This is a genomic window from Sphingomonas sp. VDB2 (assembly GCF_047946695.1).
In the GTDB taxonomy this organism is placed as follows: domain Bacteria; phylum Pseudomonadota; class Alphaproteobacteria; order Sphingomonadales; family Sphingomonadaceae; genus Sphingobium; species Sphingobium bisphenolicum.
Genome location: NZ_CP159615.1, coordinates 1,457,274 through 1,472,299 on the forward strand (window position 1 = coordinate 1,457,274; position 15,026 = coordinate 1,472,299).

A 15,026-nucleotide genomic window follows, 5' to 3' on the forward strand; every position below is an offset into this window, starting at 1 on the left:
CCCCTCCTCCCCCAGGGAGAGAAGGATATGCAGCCTTAATCGCGCAGCGCGTCAGGCGACGTCGGGAGAGGGGAAGGCGACGTTCCCTTTGCAACAAGTCCCTCCAGCCGCGCCAGCATCTCAGCACTCACCGCCACCCCCTCCCGCAACGCTTTCTCCCGCGCGGCGAAACGACGGTCGCCGGGCATCCGCTCCTGCCCCGCCGCCCGCAACGCTTCGACCAGTTGCTCGACCCGCGCCGCAAACCCCGCCGCCGATCCGCCGCGCGCCGGGTCGATCAATATCACACACTCCCCGGTGCAGGGCGTCTGCGCGCCGGGATGCCCCGACCAGTCGACCTCATGCGCGTAGAGCCCGCCGGTCAGGGCGGCGGCCATGATCTCGATCATCATCGCGATCGCTGCCCCTTTATGCCCGCCAAAGGGCAGCAGCGCGCCGCCGTCCAGCACCGCGCGGGGATCGCGGGTCGGCCGGCCCGCCGCATCGACGCCCGCGCCTTCGGGCAGGGCGTGCCCTTCCCGCGCGGCGATCTGTACGTCGCCATGGGCCAGCAGGCTCACCGCCTGGTCGAACACGACGATCTTCCCGCCCGCGCGCGGCGCGGCGAAGGCGAGCGGATTGGTGCCATAGACGGGCTTTTTCGCGCCGGGCGGAACCACGACGGCCATGCTGTCCACCATGGCGATCGCAACCAGCCCCGCCTCCGCAAAGGGCTCGACATCGGGCCAGAGCGCCGCGAAATGATGCGATCGCCGGATCGCGACGACGCAGGCGCCGGTCGCACGCGCCTTTGCCATGGCCATGGGCGTGGCGGCCGCCAGCGCGGGCTGGGCAAAACCGTTGGCGGCATCGACGCGCAGGAAGGACGCGCCGCCATCCTCGACCACCGGCTGCGCTCGCCCGTCGACCCATCCGCTGCGCAACGTCGCGACATAACCCGGCATCCGGAACAGGCCGTGGCTCATCGCCCCGTCGCGCTCCGCCCCGGCGCAATTGCGGGCAAGGATATCCGCCACGCCCGATGACGTGCCATTGGCGAGAAAGATGCGGGCCAGCAGCGCCACCAGCGCGTCGAAATCCATGGGGGTCATGGCGCCACCCTCCCCCGCTTTGCCGCGCAGCGCAACGGCCGGAACGCGGCAGGCCATACGTCCTTCACCCCATTGCCGCCCCTTGGCCGCCGTCCAGACTGACGGTCATGGCCCATGATCCGATCGACCTTGATGCACTCCGCCGCCTCTATGCCGGGGGTGGCGGGGCAGACATTCACGACCCCCATTTCCGCGAGGTTGCCGGGCTGCAGTTCAAGAATGGCGACAAGCGCCGCTGGCCCTTCGCCCAGCCCTCCACGCTGCTGGACGCGCCCTATATCGCCGGTGGGCTGGCGCCGGAGACGCTCGACCGGCTGGACGTCGCGCTGGTCGGCGTGCCGATGGACCTGGGCGTCACCAACCGGCCGGGCGCGCGCTATGGCCCGCGGGCGGTGCGGGCGATCGACCGGATCGGTCCCTATGAACATCAGTTGCGCGTCGCGCCGATGAACGCGCTGACGGTTGCGGACGTGGGCGATGTCGCGATGCAGAGCCGCTACGACCTGGCGCTCTGCCATGCGGACATCGAAGCATGTTACGCGATGATCGGCGCCACCCGCGCAATCCCGCTATCGGTCGGTGGCGACCATAGCATCACCGGATCGATCATGAAGGGACTGGCCGCTGCCAAAGGCCCTATGGGCATGGTCCATTTCGATGCCCATTGCGACACCGGCGGTATTTATGAAAGCTCCAAATTCCACCATGGCGCACCCTTCCGCGAGGCCGTGCTTGCCGGGGTGCTGGACCCGAAGCGATCGATCCAGATCGGCATCCGGGGCGGCGCGGAATATCTGTGGGAGTTTTCCTACGCCAGCGGCATGACGGTCATCCATGCCGAAGACTGCGCAGCCATGGGCATGGACGCCGTCGTCGCGAAAGCGCTGGAGGTCGTCGGCGACGGGCCGACCTATGTGACGTTCGACGTCGACGGGCTGGACCCGGTCTATGCGCCGGGCACCGGCACGCCGGAAATCGGCGGGTTGTCGACGCGCGAGGCGCTGCACCTGCTGCGCGGGCTGGCGGGGATCGACATCATCGGGGGCGACGTCGTGGAGGTCGCGCCCGAATATGATCCGACCACGGTGACGGCGCAGGCCGCTGCCCAGATGCTGTTTCAGTTGCTCTGCCTGGTGCAGTTGCGCCGATGAATGTTGCGGCGGAGCCAGCGCTGAAGCGCGGCGTCACCGGACCGGGCTATTTCGCGCTCGCCTTCGGCACGATCGTCGGGTCCGCCTGGATGGTGCTGATGGGCGAATGGGTCGCGCCCGCGGGACCGGGCGGCGCGGTGCTGGCCTTTCTGGGCATGACCCTGCTGATGGTGCCGGTCGCGGCCGCCTATGCCGAACTGGTCGCCCGCGTGCCGCGCGCAGGGGCGGAGTTCGTGTTCGTCGAAAAGGCGTTCGGACCATGGCCCGGCTTCGTCACCGGATGGTATCTGACGCTCTATTTCGTCGGTATCGCTGCGTTCGAGGGGCTGGCCCTGTCCTGGTTCCTGGAAAATCTCGCGCCGTCGCTCAGCGGGCAGGCCCCGCTCTATACGCTGCTCGGCCGGCCGATCACGGCGATGGACCTGATCGTCGGACTGGCGGGCGCGGTGGTGATGACCATCCTCAACGCATCGGGCGCGACGATCGCGGTGGGCTTCCAGAAGATCGTGACCTTCGCCTTCCTCACCGCGTCGGCCGTGCTGGTGCTGCTGGGCTTCGCGCAGGGCGATACGGGGAACTGGCACCCGCTGTTCGAATCGGCGCAGGATCGCAGCTTCGCCGGCGGCATGTTCGTCATGCTGGGCGTTGCGGGCATGTGGCTGTCGGGGTTCCAGACCGCCGCGTCGGCGGTGGAGGAACGCGCGCCCGGCACCAGTTTCCACACCGTCGCCCGCGCCATGATGGCGGCGGTGGCGGTCGCGGCTTTGTTCTACAGCCTCATCATCCTGGCGTCGGCGTCGCTGGCGCCATGGCGCGACCTGACGTCCGGCGCGCTGCCGGTCGCTGCCGCCTTCGACCATGCGCTGGCGGGAGGGCTGGCCACCAAGGGGATCATCCTGGTCGCCATGGCGTCCCTGCTCAAGACGTGGAACGCGATGCACCTGTCCGCGACGCGCGTCATCCTGGCGCAGGCGCGGGCGGGGTTCCTGCCCGCCAGCCTCGCCCATATCGACGCGCGGACCGGCGCGCCGCGGCGGGCCGCGCTGCTGGTGGGGCTGTGGACCTGCCTTGGCGTGCTGGCAGGGCGCGGGGCGATCGGCCCGATCATCTCCATGGGGACGATGTGCACCACCGCCATCGCCGCGGTCGCGATGCTCGCGCTGATGCGGCTGCGCAGCCGCGACAAGGGCGCGACTCCGCCCGCTTTCGTGCTGGCAGGGGGCAGTCCGCTGCTGGTCGCGATCAGCATCGGCGCCGCCGTGGTGGCGAGCGCCGCCATCGCCACGCCGTTCGGCGTCAGCGACGGGATGCCGGTCGAAATCTGGCTGATGCTCGGCTGGCTGGCGCTGGGCGGCGGGATGGTGATGGCGCAGCGGCTGCTGATGGGCGCGCCGACGGTGCAGCCGGCTTAAAGCAATATCAATTGCGCGACCGGCGCGAAGCTGCGGCGGTGCAGCGGGGTCGGCCCATGTTCGCGCAAGGCGGCGAGATGCCGGGCGCTGCCATAGCCCTTGTTCGTGTCCCAGCCATAATGGGGATGCTGCGCGGCGGCCTCCACCATCATCCGGTCGCGGCTTTCCTTGGCGATGATCGAGGCGGCCGCGATCGACAGACATTTGGCGTCGCCCTCCACGATCGCGGTCGAGGCCCAGCGCCATGTCGGGCAGCGATTGCCGTCCACCAGCACATGCGCACAATCGTGCCCCAGCGCTTCCACCGCGCGGGTCATGGCCAGCATCGTCGCCCAGAGAATGTTGATCTGGTCGATCTCTTCCACGCTGGCGACACCGACGCCCCAGCAGAGTGCGCGCGCCTTGATCTCGACCTCCAGCGCTGCCCGGCGTTTGGCCGTCAATTGCTTGCTATCGTTGAGGCCGTCGGGGCAATCCTCCGCGCGCAGGATGACGGCGGCGGCGACCACCGGTCCCGCCAGCGGACCACGCCCCGCTTCGTCCACGCCGGCGACCAGGCCTGGATGATGGCGCATCTCGTGGCAAAAATCAGGCATGGTCGGAATAGCGCGCGGCCAAGGCCGCTGCGTCCCAGCCGGTCGGGTCGACCGCCGCCAACAGATGGTAGAAGGGCGTCAGACCCAGCGCATGGCCCATCGGACCATGGCCCTGCCCCAGCCCCGGCGCCGCGGCCAGAACCGCCGCGACGAAGGCTTCCGCCCGGTCGGCCGCGTCGGCCAGCGACAGGCCGCCGCCCAAGCCGGTCGCGATGGCGCTGGCCAAAGTGCAGCCGGTGCCATGACTGTTGCGGGTTTCGATCCGCGCGACCGCATAGTCCGCGACCATATCCTCATCGATCAGCAGATCGTGGATCAACGGGCGATCGTCGTCGGCCTGCTGCGGCAGATGCCCACCCTTGGCGAAGATGACCGCGCCGGTGCGATCGCGCAGCGCCTGTCCGGCCGCCTCCAGCCCGCCGATATCGCCGATCGCCATGCCGGTCAGCGCTTCCAACTCCGGCACATTGGGGGTGATGACGCTCGCCACCTGCATCAGCGAATCGAATGCGACGACGGTCGCCTCGTCCGCCAGCAGCGATCCGCTGGTCGCGACCATGACCGGATCGAAGACGATCGGAACGCCATCAAGTTGCGCGAGTAGCGCCGCCACGGCCGCCGCCGTTTGCGCGCTGCCGATCATGCCGATTTTCACCGCATCCACGCCAATGTCGCTGATGCAGCTTTCGATCTGCGCCAGCACCATGGCGGCCGGCACCGGATGGACACCCTGCACGCCCAGCGTGTTCTGCGCCGTGAGCGCGGTGATTGCGGTCATGGCATGGCCGCCCAGCATCGTCACGGTCTTGATGTCCGCCTGGATACCCGCGCCGCCCCCGCTGTCGGAACCGGCGATGATGAGGATGCGCGCAGGCTTCATCCCTTGAAGTGCCGCTCCGTCGAGGCGGGATTGTTCGCCAGCGCCTTGCCCACGCGGCTGGGCCGGTCCATCAGTTCGCCGCCACAATTGGGGCAGCGATCGTCCAGCGCCTCGGCACAGGGCGCGCAAAAAGTGCATTCGAACGAACAGATGAACGCACCGGGTTCGTCGGCGGGCAGGTCCGTGCCGCAGCGTTCGCAATCGGGGCGCATCTCAAGCATCACGCCGCCGCCTTCTCGACCGCCGCGCAGATGCGCTCCACCACATCCTTGACCTGATCCGCCTTGTCGCCTTCCGCCATCACGCGGATCACCGGTTCGGTGCCGGACGGGCGGATGACGAGGCGGCCGGTGCCGTCCAGTTCCGCTTCCGCCTGCGCGATCACGCGCTTGACCTCGTCATGCTCCAGCGGCTTGCCACCGGAGAAGCGGACATTCTTGAGCAGTTGCGGGACGGGATCGAACTGGTGCAGCGTCTCGCTGGCGGGCTTGCCCGAACGCACCAAGGCCGCCAGCACCTGCAACGCCGCAACCGTGCCGTCGCCGGTGGTGGCGTAATCGGACAGGATCATGTGACCGGACTGTTCGCCGCCCAGATTGAAGCCGCCCTCGCGCATCCGTTCCAGCACATAGCGGTCGCCGACCTTGGTGCGCTCCAGCGCGATGCCCCTGGCCGCCAGGAAGCGTTCGAGGCCAAGATTCGACATGACCGTGGCGACCAGCCCACCGCCGCGCAATGTGCCCTCGGCCATGAAATTGGCGGCGATCAGCGCCATGATCTGGTCGCCGTCGACGATCTGGCCCTGTTCGTCCACGACGATCAGCCGATCGGCATCGCCGTCCAGCGCGATACCGACGTCGGCGCCGGACGACACCACGGTTTCCTGCAACAGCAAAGGCGCGGTCGATCCGCAGCCGTCGTTGATGTTGGTGCCATTGGGCGTCACCCCGATCGCCACGACCGTCGCGCCCAGTTCCCACAGGGCCGACGGCGCGACCTGATAGGCGGCGCCATTGGCGCAATCGACCACGATCTTGAGCCCGTCGAGGCGCAGGTCGGCGGGAAAGCTGGACTTGACCGCATGGATATAGCGGCCGCGCGCATCCTCGACGCGGCGGGCGCGGCCGATATCCTTGGATGCGGCGAGCGGGATATCCTGCCCGATCAGCGCCTCGATCTTCAACTCATCCTCGTCCGACAGCTTATAGCCGTCCGGCCCGAACAATTTGATCCCATTGTCGAAATAGGGATTGTGGCTGGCCGAGATCATGACGCCCAGGTCCGCGCGCATCGAATGGGCGAGCAGCGCGACCGCAGGCGTCGGGATCGGCCCGAACTGGACCACGTCCATCCCCACGGCGGTGAAGCCCGCGACCAGCGCATTTTCGACCATATAGCCCGACAGGCGGGTATCTTTGCCGATCACCACGCGATGGCGATGGCTGCCGCGCAGGAAATGGGTGCCGGCGGCCATGCCGACCTTCATCGCCAGTTCCGCCGTCATCGGCCATTGGTTGGTGCGGCCGCGGATGCCGTCGGTGCCGAAATATTGCCTGCTCATGCCCCTTCCTTGCACCCATCGGGGCCGCCCGATCAACCCGCCGCGATCGCATGAGCAATCTTTAATCGACTTTCCCGCGATCCGGCGGCATCCGGGGGCGATGGAAAATTTCAACGCCTTCATCGACGGCCTCTCCGCCGCCGTCTTTTTCAAGGTGCCGCTCTTTGGCGTGCAGATCGAACTGATCGTGCTCTATCTGGCGCTGCCGATGCTGTTCTTCACGCTCTGGCTGGGCTTTCCCAACATCCGGCAGGTCGGGCGCGCGATCCATATCCTGCGCACGCAGCCGCAGGAAGGCGAGGCGAAGGGCGATGTCAGCCAGTGGGCAGCGCTCTCCACCGCGCTGTCGGGTACGATCGGCCTCGGCAATATCGCCGGCGTCGCGGTGGCGCTGACCATGGGCGGGCCGGGCGCGATCTTGTGGATGTTCATCATCGGCTGGTTCGCGATGACGGTGAAAATGGCGGAGGTCACGCTGGGCCTCAAATATCGCGTGTTCGACGCGCAGGGCCATGTCCATGGCGGGCCGATGTATGTGCTCAAAGCCGTGGGCGCGGCGCGCGGCTGGCCCAAGGTCGGGCTGGCGCTGGGCGGCGCCTACGCCTTTTTCGCGCTGTTCGGAGCGATCCCGATGGTGCAGGTCAACCAGAGCTTCGCGCAGGTGAAGGTCGTCACCGGCCTGACCAACGGCTGGGCCTATGGCGTGTTCCTGGCCGGCGCGGTGGCACTGGTGACGCTGGGCGGCGCGGCCTGGCTGGGCGAGGTGGCCAAGCGGCTGACCCCGCTCAAGGTCAGCGTCTATCTGCTGGGCGTAGTGGCTATCCTGATCCTGCATCTTGGCGAGATACCCGCCGCGCTGGCGCTGATCTGGAATGGCGCATGGAGCGGACAGGCCGCGACCGGCGGCGCGGTCGGCGCTTTCGTCGCCGGGATGCGGCGCGCTGTCTTCGCCAGCGAGGCGGGCGTGGGGTCCGCCGTCATGGCGCACAGCCTGGCGCGGACCCAGCATCCGGTATCGGAAGGGCTGGTCGCGCTGCTGGAACCGCTGCTCGGTACGATGATCGTGTGTGCGCTGGGCGGCCTGGCGCTGGTGGTCGCGGGAACGTGGAATACGGGGCTGGAAGGGATCGCGATCACATCGGCCGCCTTCGCCCAGGTGTCGCCCTGGTTCCCCTGGCTGCTGGCGGTCGTCGTCTTTCTGTTCGCCTATTCGACATTGGTCGCCTGGGGCTTTTATGGCTTGCAGGCGTGGGGCTATCTGTTCGGCAACGGGCCGCGGGCGCAATGGACGTACAAGATCCTCTATGTCGTCGCCCTGCCCCCCGCCGCCGCGATCAACCTGGGCCGCGTGGTCGGCATCGTCGACAGCAGCTTTTTCCTGATGGCCATCCCCAACGTCATTGCGCTGTATCTGTGCGCCGGGGAATTGCGGCGGGACGTCCGGGCCTATCTGGCGAAAGAGGCCTAAGGACCATCAACATTCAGCCCTGGTTTCAGCCGCGCATCTTCTGAACGGCAAAAGGCCCCGCTCCTTCCGGAGCGAGGCCTTTTTTCAACGGTCAAGGATCGGATCAGATCTTGTCGCCGAGCGCGCCCTTGACCGAACCGGACACGTCCTGGACGGTGCCCTTGGCCTTCTGCGCCTTGCCTTCGGCTTCCAGCCGTTCATTGTCGGTCGCCTTGCCGATGCCTTCCTTGACGGCACCAGCCGCCTTGTTGCCTGCGGCCTTCAGCTTGTCGGTTGCTTCGCCCATGTCATTACTCCTTCAGGGTGGTTGCAAGTTTCAACGATGCACCGCACAAAGGGTTGCCGACGATACGCAGGCGAAACGAAGCTTTTACAGGGGCTTTTCGTAAATCTGATAGATTTTGTTAACGGTGCTGTTGATCGCCTCGGCGATGCCGTTCATGCCCTGATTGTCGTCCAGCACCCAGCCGATCTCGCCCCGCGTCGATCCATAATCGGCGATCGCCTGACGACGGATGGTTTCGATCATCATGAAGGCGAGCTGGCCCGCCATGCGCGAGCTTTGCAGGCGCTGCACCACGCCCATCAGCGGCACCCGCATGGTGCGCGCCTGAGGCTTGCGCAGCCAGCGCAGCAGCTTGATCCAGCCGAAGGGGAAAAGCGCGCCATTGAGCGACTTGGTCGCTTCGTTGAGGTCCGGCAGCGTCATCATGAACGCGACCGGCTCGCCGTCCAGTTCGGCGACCATGATAAGGTCTTCGAACACGATCGGCTTCAATTTCTTGCCGGTATGCGCGATTTCCGCGTCGGTGATCGGCACGAAGCCCCAATTATTGCCCCAGGCGTCGTTCAGGATCGCCAGGATGGTCGCGGCCTCGGCATCGAATTTCGACTTGTCGACCCGGCGGATGCGGATGCGGTCGTTATTCTCGCCCGACTTGATGATGCGCTGGATCAGCGGCGGAAAATCGCGCGTGATGTCCAGTTCATAGGTTTTGAGCTGCTTGACCGGGACGTAGCCCGCTCCCTCGATCATCGCCTGATAGGCCGGGCTGTTATGCCCCATCATCACCGTAGGCGGATGGTCGTGCCCCGCGATCAACAGGCCCGGCTCTTCCCAGATCGACAGCGATATCGGCCCCAGCACGCGGGTCATGCCCTTTGCGCGCAGCCAATCCTCCGCCGTCGCGATCAATGCCTTGCCGGTCTCCGCGTCCTCCGCTTCGAACAGGCCGAAATTGCCGGTGCCCGGCCCCATCCCCTGTTCGACGGGCTGTTCCAGCGCGAGATGATCGATATGGGCGGAAATGCGGCCAACCACCGTCCCGCCGCGGCGGGCGAGGAAATATTGCGCCTCGGCATGGCCGAAAAAGGGGTTCTTACCCGGCGTCAGCAGTTCCTTCACCTCCGCCTTCAACGGCGGCACCCAGGCGGGATCGTTGGCATAGAGGCGCCAGGGCAGGTCGATAAAGGCCTTCAAATCGGCCTTGCCGGAAACGGGGGTGATGACCAGATCAGATTGCGCCACTTATGCCGCCTTCGAGGAAATTACGGGATGGATGTGCAGTTCGCCCCTTGTTGCCGGAATGTCAATCAGGTGCGCCGGGCGGGGCGACAACATGGTGAATATGTCATGGTGCTGCCATGATCTCAGCGCATTTGGAGGCTAGGACCGCCCGCATGACTGTGCATGATCCCATATTGGCCGCCGCCCAGCGCGCGCGCGCCGCGATCCCCGACGACAGCGCGATGCTGCGTGCCGCGGCCGAACTGACGCGCGACTATGCGGTCGCCAATCCACGCATCTACTGGCCCGACCTGCTGGCGTCCGCGCTGCTGGGCTGGGGCGCGCTGGCCGGCGCGATTCTGGCGGAGAATGTGGCCGTGGCGATCGCCTGCGCGTTCGTTGCCATGCTGGCGCTCTACCGCGCGGCCAGCTTCATCCATGAGCTGACCCACATCCGCAAAGGCGCGCTGCCCGGCTTTCGCCTGGGCTGGAACCTGATCGTCGGCATTCCGCTGATGATCCCCTCCTTCATGTATGAAGGGGTTCATACCCAGCATCATGCCCGCACCCGCTATGGCACTGCCGAAGACCCGGAATATCTGCCGCTGGCGCTCATGAAGCCCTGGTCGCTGCCGCTGTTCATCCTCGTCGCCTCGCTGGCGCCGGTGGGCCTGATCCTGCGCTTCGGCGTGCTGACGCCGCTGTCGCTGCTGATCCCGCCGCTGCGCGCCAAGGTGGTGGCGGAACTGTCGGCCCTGTCGATCAATCCATCCTATCGTCGCCGTGCGCCCGAAGGCGATTTCGCCCGCATGTGGATGTGGCAGGAAGCGGGCGCATCCCTGTTCGCGCTGGCGCTGGTCGGCAGCGTCTTCGCCTTCGGCTGGAAGCCGTTGCTCGTCTATATGGCGATCCATTCGGCCATGACCGTCATCAACCAGTTGCGCACGCTGGTCGCGCATCTGTGGGAGAATGAGGGCGAGCCGATGACGGTGACGGCGCAATATCTCGATTCGGTCAACGTGCCCCCGCCCGGCACGCTGCCCGCGCTCTGGGCACCGGTGGGCCTGCGCTATCATGCGCTGCACCATCTGTTGCCCAGCGTCCCCTATCATGCGCTGGGCAAGGCCCATGCCCGGCTGATCGCCACGCTGGACGGGGAATCGCCCTATCATCGCGGCAATTATCCGGGGATGCTGCCGCTGGTCGGCAAGATCGCGCGCAGCACGATGGTGGCGCGCTGAGGTGGATCGATTAATTTCCGTTGCCTGTTGAAACCTGATTTGGCGCGGCCTATATCGGGGTCGTTCCGGTCTCTTTCCCCTCCCCCTATGAGGATCGGAACGCCCCCTCTGGAGGCCCCGCGCGACACCCCTTGGTCGCCGGGGCCTTTTTATCTGGCCGCCGGTTCCCGCCTCGCGGCCATCACTCTTCGGTCCTGAACAACACGGTTTCGCCGACCAGCAGGAACAGGAAGAAGGGCGCCCAGGCGGCCAGCACCGGCGGATAGGCGCCCAGGCTCCCCATCGCGAGCGAGAAATTGTCGGCGACGAAATAGGCGAAGCCCAGCGCCATCCCCAGCACCGCGCGCATGAACAACTGGCCCGACCGGGCGAGACCGAAGGCGGCGACCGACCCCAGGATCGGCATCAGCAGCGCAGACAGCGGCCCCGACAGCTTGTGCCACAGGCTGCCCTCCAGCTCCGCGGTCGGCCGGCCGGCGTCATGCAAGTCCGATATCGCCGCTTCCAGCTCGCGGAAGGTCAGCGCGTCGGGATCGACCTTCGCCAGAGTGAACTGGTCCGGGCGGATGTCGCGGCCGAAACGGACGGTGCCGACATTGCGGACAGTACCGCGCGCCACGTCGAACTGGCGCGCGCCTTCCAGCAGCCAGCTCTTGCTGGCGGCGTCATAATGGCCCTTGGGCGCCTGGACGATGGTCGTCAGGCTGTTGTTGATGCGATTGTAGATCTGGACCTTGCGCAACTGCACCTCGGTCCCGCGCCCTGCCACGATCGCCGCGTTGACCAGATTGTTGCCGTCGCGCACCCAGGGATTGCTCTTGACCCCGCTATCGCGCGGGATCGGACCGTAATCCACCGCCTGCCAGGCGCTGAGCGCCGCGGTCGAGCGAGCGACGATCCGTTCGTTGAAGACGAAGCTGATGGCGGACACGCCCAGCGCCGTCACGATCAGCGGCGCCAATATCTGGTGCGCGGACAGGCCCGCCGCCTTCATCGAGATGATCTCGCTATTCTGGTTGAGCGTCGCCAGCATGACCAGCGTGCCGAGCAGAACCGAAAAGGGCAGGAACCGCGCGACGATCTGCGGCGCGCGCAGTCCCACATAATGCCACAATTCCGGGTCGCCATTGCCGGGATAGGCCAGCACGTCGCCCGAATTGCCGAGCAGGTCGAGCGTCTGGAGAACGACGACCAGCAGCGCCAGCACGGCGAAGGTCCGGGTCAGGAACAGGCGCGCCATATACCAGCTGATCTGGCGCGACGGGAAGAAATTGAACTGCATGGGTCAGGCCGCTCCTTCCGCGGCGGGTCGGCGTCGGCCGAAGCGCAGCAGCCGGAGGATCTGCTTGCCGAGCTTGGAGAAGGCAACTTCGAGGGCGCCGATCGGCTGCCCGCCGGGTCGATTGGCGATCACATGATACATCCACAGCACCAACCCGGACGCCAATATGAACGGCCCCCACAACGCGATGATCGGGTCCACCTTGCCCAGCGCGCCGATGCTTTCGCCATATTGGTTCACCTTGTGATAGGTCACGATGAACACGATCGAAAGGAAGACGCCCAGCGCGGAGGTCGATCGCTTGGGCGGAATGGCGAAGGCCAGCGCCGCGAGCGGCAGCAGGAACATGAACACCACCTCGACCATGCGGAAATGGAAATTGGCGCGCACTTCGGCCTTCAGCTTGTCGGGCGTGGCCGGGCTGCGGCCGATCACCATCAGTTCGGGAATCGTCTTTTCCCGATCGACGTCGCGGCCACGAAAATTCTCGATCTGCGGCAGGTCGATCGGCAGGTCGTGGCTGGAGAAGGAGAGGATGCGCGGCGTCTTATATTTGGGCGCGTCGTTCACCAGCACGCCGTTGCGCAGGCGGAAGATGATGACGTCGGGATCATCGGTGGCGAGGAAGGTGCCCTGCGCCGCCGTGACCGCGACAGACTGGCCGTCGCGGCTGACCGCGCGCACGAAGATACCCTGCAGGTTGCGGCCTTCGTCCAGGCTGCGTTCGATCCGCAGGGTCATGCGTTTGCCCAGATTGGTGAATTCGCCCACCTTGATCGAGGCGCCGAGCGCGCCGGAGCGCAATTCGAATCGCAGCGCTTCATAGGCGTGGCGCGACAAGGGCTGGACGAAACCGACGATGCCGAAATTGAGCAGAGCCAGCGCGATCGCATACATATAGGGCACGCGCAGCAGCCGGCCGTAGGACAGGCCGACCGCGCGCATCACGTCCAGTTCCGACGACAGGGCGAGCTTGCGGAAGGCGAGCAGGATGCCGAGCATCAGCCCGATCGGGATGCCGAGCGACAGATATTCGGGCAGCATATTGGCGAGCATCCGCCACACGACACTCACCGGCCCCCCTTCCGCTGCGACGAAATCGAACAGGCTGAGCATCTTGTCGAGGACAAGCAGCATCGCGGCGATCACGAGCGTGCCGAGCATGGGCACCGCGATCAGGCGGGCGAGATAACGGTCGGTGGCGGTCAGCATTCTCTAAGTCGTCGTCCCATCACCATGTTTTGGCCGCAAACCCCGCCCATATGCGAGTCAGGTAAAAATGCGGGGCGAACAGGGGCTCGCCGTCCGATGCATATCGGCGGCTATAGCTTCCAGGAGTCTGATGGTCATGGTAAAAGTTGCAATGGGTCTGATGTCGGTCGCAGCGCTGGTCGCGGCGATACCGGCCCTGGCCCATGGCGAGGAAATCGCTAACGATCTGGGGCGGTGCGAGAGCAGCGCCAAGGGACCGGCCGTGCTGGTCGACGTCCGCGGTTTCGCCGCCGCCACCGGCAAGGTGCGCGTCCAGTCCTATCCCGCCACCAAGGCGGCGTGGTTGGCCAAGGGCGAATGGATCAATCGCATCGACACGGCGGTCAGGCCGTCCAATGGCACGATGCGATTCTGCGTGCCGGTGCCCAGGGCAGGCGAATATGGCATCGCCGTGCGGCACGATCGCGACGGCAATGGCAAGACCGATATTTCGCGGGACGGCGGCGGATTTTCCAACAATCCGGCGATCAGCATCTTCAACCTGGGCAAGCCGGGTGTGGAGAAGGCGGCCTTTCATGCCGGGCCAGGCGTGACGAAAATCACGATCAACCTCAAATATATGTGATCCAAAGCCATGGTCTGCGTCGCGCTCCTGTCCAATCCGAAGTCCACGGGCAACCGGCAGACCCTTCCGCTGGTGCGCAGCTATTGCGCCAGCAACCCCGACATCTTCCATTATGAAGTGGAACAGGTCGACCAGATCGGCCGGGCGTTCCAGACGATCGCCCGCGTCGATCCGGTCGTCATCGTCATCAATGGCGGCGACGGCACGGTGCAGGCCTCGCTGACCGAGCTTTACCAGGGCGAGCATTTCAAGGGCCGGGTGCCGCCGATCGCGGTGCTGCCCAATGGCAAGACCAACCTGATCGCGCTGGACCTTGGCATTCATGGCGACCCGATCAAGGCGCTGGAGCGGATCGTGCAGATCGCCAAGGCGGGCGTGGACGACCATGTCGTCGCGCGCGAACTGATCGCCCTGTCCGACGGCGCGGTCGGCAGCCGCCCGGTGCTGGGCATGTTTCTGGGCGGCGCAGGGCTGGCCGATTACATGCTCTATTGCCGCAACCAGATTTATCCGCTGGGCCTGTCCAATGGCCTGAGCCATGTCATCACCGCCGTTGCGGTGGTGTTTTCGCTGCTGTTCGGCATCCGCGCCAAGTTCCTGCCACCGTCGAGCCGGCCGGTCAGCATATCGCTGATCCGGGATGGCCAGCTGGTCGGGCGCTTCGCCGTGCTGATCGTGACCACGCTGGAACGGCTGCTGCTGGGCGTCGATCCGGGCGACAGCCGGCGCGGCAATATGAAGCTGATGGCGGTGGACCAGAATCTGCCGTCTTTGCTGCGGCTGGTATGGGCCAGCCTGTTCAAGCGGGTGGGCAAGCACAAGATGCAGGGCATCCATCTGGAACAGGGCGACACGATCCGTATCGAGGGCGATCGCAGCAGCGTGATCCTGGACGGCGAATTGTTCGAAGCGTCGGAAGGCAAGCCGATCGTGCTGCGATCGACCCAGCCGGTGCCGTTTTTGCGGCTGGCGGCTTAAGGGCTGAGTTGCGACTGCTTTG

15 protein-coding genes are annotated in these 15,026 nt (G+C 66.1%); 6 read left to right on the top strand and 9 right to left on the bottom strand.

Annotated features, from left to right (window positions below; all coding sequences use genetic code 11):
- Positions 1-35: 35 nt before the first annotated feature.
- A complete protein-coding gene (locus ABT375_RS07155) occupies positions 36-1,091 on the bottom strand; it encodes an Ldh family oxidoreductase (RefSeq protein ID WP_416464599.1) in 1,056 nt (351 codons plus the stop codon).
- Between the two features lie 107 nt (positions 1,092-1,198).
- Here ABT375_RS07155 and speB point away from each other — a divergent pair, with 107 nt between their 5' ends.
- Both speB and ABT375_RS07165 read left to right on the top strand, forming a co-directional pair.
- Positions 1,199-2,242, top strand: coding sequence for an agmatinase (gene speB / locus ABT375_RS07160; protein WP_416464600.1), 1,044 nt, complete (start codon positions 1,199-1,201; stop codon positions 2,240-2,242).
- Positions 2,239-3,654 (top strand): APC family permease, encoded by a 1,416-nt coding sequence (locus tag ABT375_RS07165; RefSeq protein WP_129925352.1) that lies wholly within the window; start codon positions 2,239-2,241, stop codon positions 3,652-3,654. Before speB ends, ABT375_RS07165 begins: the two co-directional genes overlap by 4 nt.
- Here ABT375_RS07165 and ABT375_RS07170 read toward each other — a convergent pair.
- The 4 genes from ABT375_RS07170 to glmM are packed head-to-tail and all read right to left on the bottom strand — an operon-like array spanning position 3,651 to position 6,691.
- Positions 3,651-4,250: a ribonuclease HII gene (locus ABT375_RS07170; RefSeq protein WP_066600849.1), complete on the bottom strand. Its 600-nt coding sequence runs from the start codon at positions 4,248-4,250 to the stop codon at positions 3,651-3,653. The two genes, ABT375_RS07165 and ABT375_RS07170, sit on opposite strands and share 4 nt — an antisense overlap.
- Entirely contained in the window at positions 4,243-5,130 is an 888-nt protein-coding gene (thiD, locus tag ABT375_RS07175; protein WP_416464601.1) for a bifunctional hydroxymethylpyrimidine kinase/phosphomethylpyrimidine kinase, read from the bottom strand. Before thiD ends, ABT375_RS07170 begins: the two co-directional genes overlap by 8 nt.
- Positions 5,127-5,351, bottom strand: coding sequence for a DUF1272 domain-containing protein (locus ABT375_RS07180; RefSeq protein WP_224547639.1), 225 nt, complete (start codon positions 5,349-5,351; stop codon positions 5,127-5,129). The genes thiD and ABT375_RS07180 overlap by 4 nt, the downstream gene beginning before the upstream one ends.
- The gene (glmM, locus tag ABT375_RS07185; protein WP_224547641.1) at positions 5,351-6,691 is read right to left on the bottom strand and encodes a phosphoglucosamine mutase; all 1,341 of its coding nucleotides are present in this window, start codon (positions 6,689-6,691) and stop codon (positions 5,351-5,353) included. The genes ABT375_RS07180 and glmM overlap by 1 nt, the downstream gene beginning before the upstream one ends.
- Before the next feature lie 100 nt (positions 6,692-6,791).
- Between glmM and ABT375_RS07190 the strand changes: the two genes are divergently transcribed.
- The gene (locus ABT375_RS07190; RefSeq protein WP_416464602.1) at positions 6,792-8,159 is read left to right on the top strand and encodes an alanine/glycine:cation symporter family protein; all 1,368 of its coding nucleotides are present in this window, start codon (positions 6,792-6,794) and stop codon (positions 8,157-8,159) included.
- Between the two features lie 103 nt (positions 8,160-8,262).
- On the opposite strand, the gene ABT375_RS07195 is transcribed toward ABT375_RS07190, so the two are convergent.
- Complete coding sequence (locus tag ABT375_RS07195; protein WP_224547645.1) at positions 8,263-8,445, bottom strand: CsbD family protein; 183 nt, start codon at positions 8,443-8,445, stop codon at positions 8,263-8,265.
- Positions 8,446-8,529: 84 nt separating this feature from the next.
- Positions 8,530-9,687: an N-acetyltransferase gene (locus ABT375_RS07200; protein WP_416464603.1), complete on the bottom strand. Its 1,158-nt coding sequence runs from the start codon at positions 9,685-9,687 to the stop codon at positions 8,530-8,532.
- Between the two features lie 152 nt (positions 9,688-9,839).
- Here ABT375_RS07200 and ABT375_RS07205 point away from each other — a divergent pair, with 152 nt between their 5' ends.
- Positions 9,840-10,907, top strand: a complete 1,068-nt coding sequence (locus ABT375_RS07205) for a fatty acid desaturase family protein (RefSeq protein WP_224547649.1) — start codon at positions 9,840-9,842, stop codon at positions 10,905-10,907.
- A gap of 181 nt (positions 10,908-11,088) precedes the next feature.
- On the opposite strand, the gene lptG is transcribed toward ABT375_RS07205, so the two are convergent.
- Positions 11,089-12,189: an LPS export ABC transporter permease LptG gene (lptG, locus tag ABT375_RS07210; protein WP_224547651.1), complete on the bottom strand. Its 1,101-nt coding sequence runs from the start codon at positions 12,187-12,189 to the stop codon at positions 11,089-11,091.
- Positions 12,190-12,192: 3 nt separating this feature from the next.
- Entirely contained in the window at positions 12,193-13,401 is a 1,209-nt protein-coding gene (gene lptF, locus ABT375_RS07215) for an LPS export ABC transporter permease LptF (RefSeq protein WP_224547653.1), read from the bottom strand.
- 130 nt (positions 13,402-13,531) lie between these two features.
- Here lptF and ABT375_RS07220 point away from each other — a divergent pair, with 130 nt between their 5' ends.
- Both ABT375_RS07220 and ABT375_RS07225 read left to right on the top strand, forming a co-directional pair.
- The gene (locus tag ABT375_RS07220) at positions 13,532-14,026 is read left to right on the top strand and encodes a DUF2141 domain-containing protein (protein ID WP_416464604.1); all 495 of its coding nucleotides are present in this window, start codon (positions 13,532-13,534) and stop codon (positions 14,024-14,026) included.
- Positions 14,027-14,035: 9 nt separating this feature from the next.
- A complete protein-coding gene (locus ABT375_RS07225; protein WP_224547657.1) occupies positions 14,036-15,004 on the top strand; it encodes a diacylglycerol/lipid kinase family protein in 969 nt (322 codons plus the stop codon).
- The last annotated feature ends 22 nt before the right edge of the window (positions 15,005-15,026 follow it).